Genomic DNA, 5,145 nt, shown 5'->3' with positions numbered 1-5,145 from the left:
TCTGTTCAAGGTCCGTGTGCGGTATCGGGCCGGATACGGGGGGCTCGCGATGACGATGTCGGGCCGGATACGGGGGCAAAAGTTGCGGTGGCGGGATGATCGGGTGCCCAAGTGCGGGATAATCACCCTCTTTTTTACTTTCACCCACTGGAGTCACCAAATGGCCAAAGAATTCCGCACCGAAGCCGAGCGCAAAGCTACCCCCCGCCCTGTCGCCCCAAAGGGCGTTTGCTACACAGCCGGTCACGGCCAGCTGCGCAGCCTGGAGCGTGGCGTGGCCACCAACAACAAGAAGAACCCGGGCAAGCGCTGCAAAAAGGGCGGTTGATTGGTTCCAGACCCAGAAAAGAGGCCCTGGCGGGCCGCTTTTTTTACCAGGGTAGTTGGTCGGGACCGATGACCTGCACCGGGTAGGAGCCCAAGCTTTTCATTGGCCAGCCGGTCTGTACCGGTGCAACCACATAGGCTTCGTCGACTCCAACGTCGTCACAGGCTAACCAAAAACCTTTGGTCATCTTGGGGGAGCTTGAAAACTTGACTTCAAAGGCGATTTTTTTGCTCCCCAGTTCCACCAGCAAATCCAGTTCGGCGCCCGCTGCGGTGCGGTAAAAGCTGGCCATCGCCCCGGCGGGCAACTGATTGCAGATTTGCTCAATCACAAAGCCCTCCCACGACGCACCAGTTGAAGGGTGGCCTGACAAATCGCCCTGGGTTTTGATGTTGAGCAGGTAGTGCAGCAAACCGCTGTCGCGCACATACACCTTGGGTGATTTGACCAGTCGTTTGCCCACGTTGGCGTGGTAAGGCTCGAGCCGGCGCAGCATCAGGGTTTGCGTCAGGTGATCCAGGTAGCGCACCACCGTGGGTTGCGACACCCCCAGTGATGCGGCAACGGCTGACGCGTTGAACATCTGACCATGCAGATGGGCCACCATGCGCCAGAACCGCCGCATTTGTTCGGGGTCTAGCGCCACACCCACCGCAGCGGGCAAATCGGTGCTCAAAAAGTGGCGGACAAACGCATCGCGCCAAAGCCATGCAGCGTCATCGGTGGCGGCCATGTAACTACCCGGAAAGCCGCCACGCAGCCAAAGGGCTTGCATGTCGGCAAAGCGGGTCATGACCTCGGGCAGCAGCAAGGGAGCCATGTCGATCAAGGCCAGCCGGCCGGCCAGCGACTGCGACTGCTGAAGCGACTTGAATGAGGCAGAACCCAGGATCAGGAAACGCCCGGGCCTGCGGTCGGCGTCGATCTCGCCGCGCAACACCGAAAACAACTCTGGCGCATTCTGTATTTCATCCAACACAAGCAGTCTGTGCCGGTTGGCGGCAAAGAAAAGCTCTGGCACCTCCAGGCGCGCGCGCACTTGAGGCTGCTCGAGGTCCAGATACAAGGAATCAGGCTGCAGCGCCGCGACTTGCCGCGCCAGCGTGGTTTTGCCCACCTGACGCGCGCCCAAGATGGCAACCGCCGGACTCCAGCTGAGCGCCTGGTGCAATTGCGATTCGCAAATTCTTTTAAACATCCTCGTATTATCAATATAATGAATTGAATATGCAAGAATAATTTATCCGCGCTTACATGTTGCGCCGGTACTGCCCGCCGACCTCGAACAGCGCGTTGGTGATCTGGCCCAGCGAGCACACGCGCACCGCGTCCATCAGCACCTCGAACACGTTCTGGTTGTCGATGACCGCCTGCTTCAGGCGCGCCAGCATGGCCGGGGATTCGTTGGCATGGCGGGCGTGGAAGTCGGCCAGGCGCTGCAGCTGGCTCTGCTTTTCTTCTTCGGTACTGCGCGCCAGTTCCAGCTTGTCATTGACCGGGTCGCCATGCGGGTTGCGGAAGGTGTTGACACCGATGATGGGCAGCTCGCCGGTGTGCTTGAGCATTTCGTAGTGCATCGATTCGTCTTGAATCTTGCCGCGCTGGTAGCCGGTTTCCATGGCGCCGAGCACGCCGCCGCGCTCGGTGATGCGCTCGAACTCCAGCAGCACGGCTTCTTCGACCAGTTCGGTCAGTTCCTCGATGACAAAGGCGCCTTGTGACGGGTTTTCGTTCTTGGCCAGGCCCCATTCGCGGTTGATGATGAGCTGGATCGCCATGGCGCGGCGCACGCTGTCTTCAGTCGGCGTGGTGATGGCTTCGTCGAACGCGTTGGTGTGCAGGCTGTTGCAGTTGTCGTAAATGGCAATCAGCGCCTGCAGCGTGGTGCGGATGTCGTTGAACTGGATTTCCTGCGCGTGCAGGCTGCGGCCACTGGTCTGGATGTGGTATTTGAGCTTCTGGCTGCGCTCGTTGGCGCCGTATTTTTCCTTCATGGCCACGGCCCAGATGCGCCGCGCGACACGGCCCATCACGGTGTATTCGGGGTCCATGCCGTTGCTGAAGAAAAAGCTCAGATTCGGCGCAAAGTCGTCAATGTGCATGCCGCGCGCCAGATAGGCCTCGACAAAGGTAAAGCCGTTGCTTAACGTGAAGGCGAGCTGGCTGATCGGGTTGGCGCCGGCTTCGGCAATGTGGTAACCGCTGATGCTCACACTGTAGAAATTGCGCACGTTGTGGTGCACAAAGTAGCTGGCAATGTCGCCCATCACCTTGAGGCTGAATTCGGTGCTGAAGATGCAGGTGTTCTGACCCTGGTCTTCTTTCAGGATGTCGGCCTGCACCGTGCCGCGCACGTTGGCCAGCACCCATTCGCGGATTTTGGCGGCTTCGGTATCGGTCGGCTCGCGGCCATTGTCTGCGGCAAACTTTTCCAGGTTCTGGTCAATGGCCGCGTTCATGAACATCGCCAGAATGCTGGGCGCCGGGCCGTTGATGGTCATGCTGACGCTGGTGGCCGGGTTGCACAAATCAAAGCCACCGTAGAGCACCTTCAGGTCGTCGATGGTGGCAATGCTCACGCCGCTGTTGCCAACCTTGCCGTAGATGTCCGGGCGCGGGTCGGGGTCGTTGCCGTACAGCGTGACCGAGTCGAACGCGGTGGACAGGCGCTTGGCTGCCATGCCGGAGCTGAGCAGCTTGAAGCGCTTGTTGGTGCGAAACGGGTCGCCCTCACCGGCGAACATGCGCGTGGGGTCCTCGCCCTCGCGCTTGAAGGCAAAGGTGCCGGCGGTGTAGGGGTAGCTGCCGGGCACGTTGTCGAGCATCAGCCACTTGAGGATTTCGCCGTGGTCTTCGTATTGCGGCAGGCAGACCTTGCGGATGGTGGTGCCGCTCAAGCTCTTGGTGGTGAGCGCGGTGCGAATTTCCTTGTCGCGGATCTTGACCACGTATTCGTCACCGGCGTAGGCCGTTTGCATGGCCGGCCACTGCGCCAGCAGCTTGGCAGCAGTGGGGTCCTGGCGCTCGCCTCGGGTTTGCGCCAATGCCATGACCGTGCCGTAAGCGCCGGGCTTGGCGGTGCCGTCCTTACACGGGTCTTGTTCAAGCAACATCTGCGCAGTCGCCTTGAGCTGCTGGATTTCACGCGCCAATCTGGCCTGAGCGCGGGCGCGGGCCTTGTAGCCGCGCACGGTGTCACTGATTTCGGCAAGGTAACGGGTGCGCGCGGCCGGCAGCACCGGGGTCTGGTTGGTGCTATGGCGCACGGCCACTTTGGGCAGGCTGCCTTCTTGCAGCGGCAGGCCAAGCTCGGCCAGGCGCACTTTCAGGGCCTGGTAGAGCGCCGTGACGCCATCGTCGTTGAAGCGTGCCGCCATGGTGCCGAACACCGGCATCTGGTCCGCCGGGGTGGTGAAGGCTTCCTTGTTGCGCTGCACCTGTTTGGCCACGTCGCGCAGGGCATCACTGGCGCCCTTGCGGTCGAACTTGTTGATGACGACAAACTCGGCAAAGTCGAGCATGTCGATTTTTTCGAGCTGGCTGGCGGCGCCGAATTCGGGTGTCATGACGTACATGGGCACATCGACATGCGGCACGATGGCGGCGTCGCCCTGGCCAATGCCCGAGGTTTCGACGATGATCAGGTCAAAACCCGCTACCTTGCAGGCGGCAATCACATCGGGTAGGGCGGCGCTGATCTCGGAGCCAAAGTCGCGCGTGGCCAGGCTGCGCATGAACACGCGCTGGCCAGCGTCGCTTTGCGACGCGGTCAAATTGGGGTCAGAGCCCGAATTGCTGCGCATATCGGGATCCGACCCCAATTTGACCCAGGGGTTGATGGCGTTCATGCGGATGCGGTCGCCCAGCAGGGCGCCACCGCTTTTGCGCCGCGACGGGTCGATGCTGATCACGGCCACGCGCAGGCTGTCGCTCTGGTCCAGGCGCAGGCGGCGAATCAGCTCGTCGGTGAGGCTTGACTTGCCGGCGCCGCCGGTGCCGGTGATGCCGAGCACGGGAATCTTTTTGCTGGCGGCAAGTGCCTTGATGTCCTGGGTGAGCGCCTGAAATTTTTTGGAAGGTGCCGCCTTGGACTGGCCGGCGGCGGCTTCGTTCTCCAGCCCGGTGATGAGCTGCGCCAGCGCGCGCCAGCTCATCTCGGTGTGGCCCTGAATGGCCTCGATGGTTTTGGGTGCGTACTGCGTCAAGTCCTGGTCGCAGCGCTTGACCATGTCACCAATCATGCCGGCCAGGCCCATGCGCTGGCCGTCTTCGGGGCTATAGATGCGGGCCACGCCGTAGTCCATCAGTTCCTTGATTTCGCTGGGCACAATCACGCCGCCGCCGCCGCCAAAAACCTGAATGTGCGCGCCGCCGCGGCTCTTGAGCAAATCGACCATGTACTTGAAATACTCCACATGCCCGCCCTGGTAGGAGCTCATGGCAATGCCCTGCGCGTCTTCCTGCAGCGCCGCCGTGACCACCTCATCGACGCTGCGGTTGTGCCCCAGGTGAATGACCTCGGCACCCATGCTCTGCAAAATGCGGCGCATGATGTTGATGGCGGCATCATGGCCGTCAAACAGGCTGGCGGCGGTAACAAAGCGCACTTTGTGCGTGGGGCGGTAATTGGCCAGGGCCTTGAAGTCGGCGGACAGGTCGGTCATGATGGGTATCTCCAGGTGACTATTTGTAAATTTCAGAACCAGCGATCAGCAATCAGACTAGCAAACGCTGACTTGACGTTGACGTAAACGTCAATCTTAACGGGTTTTCAAAAAACAAAAAGGGCACCTGCGTGCCCCGGGTCATTTGCCAAA

At 60.9% G+C, this 5,145-nt stretch carries 3 protein-coding genes; 1 reads left to right on the top strand and 2 read right to left on the bottom strand.

From position 1 onward, the window contains the following. Window positions 1–160 precede the first annotated feature (160 nt). Window positions 161–328: a hypothetical protein gene (locus IBX54_RS12360; protein ID WP_296542957.1), complete on the top strand. Its 168-nt coding sequence runs from the start codon at window positions 161–163 to the stop codon at window positions 326–328. Between the two features lie 43 nt (window positions 329–371). On the opposite strand, the gene IBX54_RS12355 is transcribed toward IBX54_RS12360, so the two are convergent. Together IBX54_RS12355 and icmF are read right to left on the bottom strand one after the other, a co-directional pair. Then, the gene (locus tag IBX54_RS12355; protein ID WP_296542956.1) at window positions 372–1,526 is read right to left on the bottom strand and encodes an ATP-binding protein; all 1,155 of its coding nucleotides are present in this window, start codon (window positions 1,524–1,526) and stop codon (window positions 372–374) included. Between the two features lie 52 nt (window positions 1,527–1,578). Next, on the bottom strand, window positions 1,579–4,992 hold the full coding sequence (gene icmF, locus IBX54_RS12350) for a fused isobutyryl-CoA mutase/GTPase IcmF (RefSeq protein ID WP_296542955.1): 3,414 nt from the start codon (window positions 4,990–4,992) through the stop codon (window positions 1,579–1,581). Window positions 4,993–5,145 lie beyond the last annotated feature (153 nt).

This window comes from Rhodoferax sp., assembly GCF_014859475.1.
Taxonomy (GTDB): Bacteria; Pseudomonadota; Gammaproteobacteria; order Burkholderiales; family Burkholderiaceae_C; genus Rhodoferax.
The sequence above is the reverse complement of the archived record's forward strand: the minus strand, read 5'-3'. Positions and strand labels throughout refer to the sequence as shown.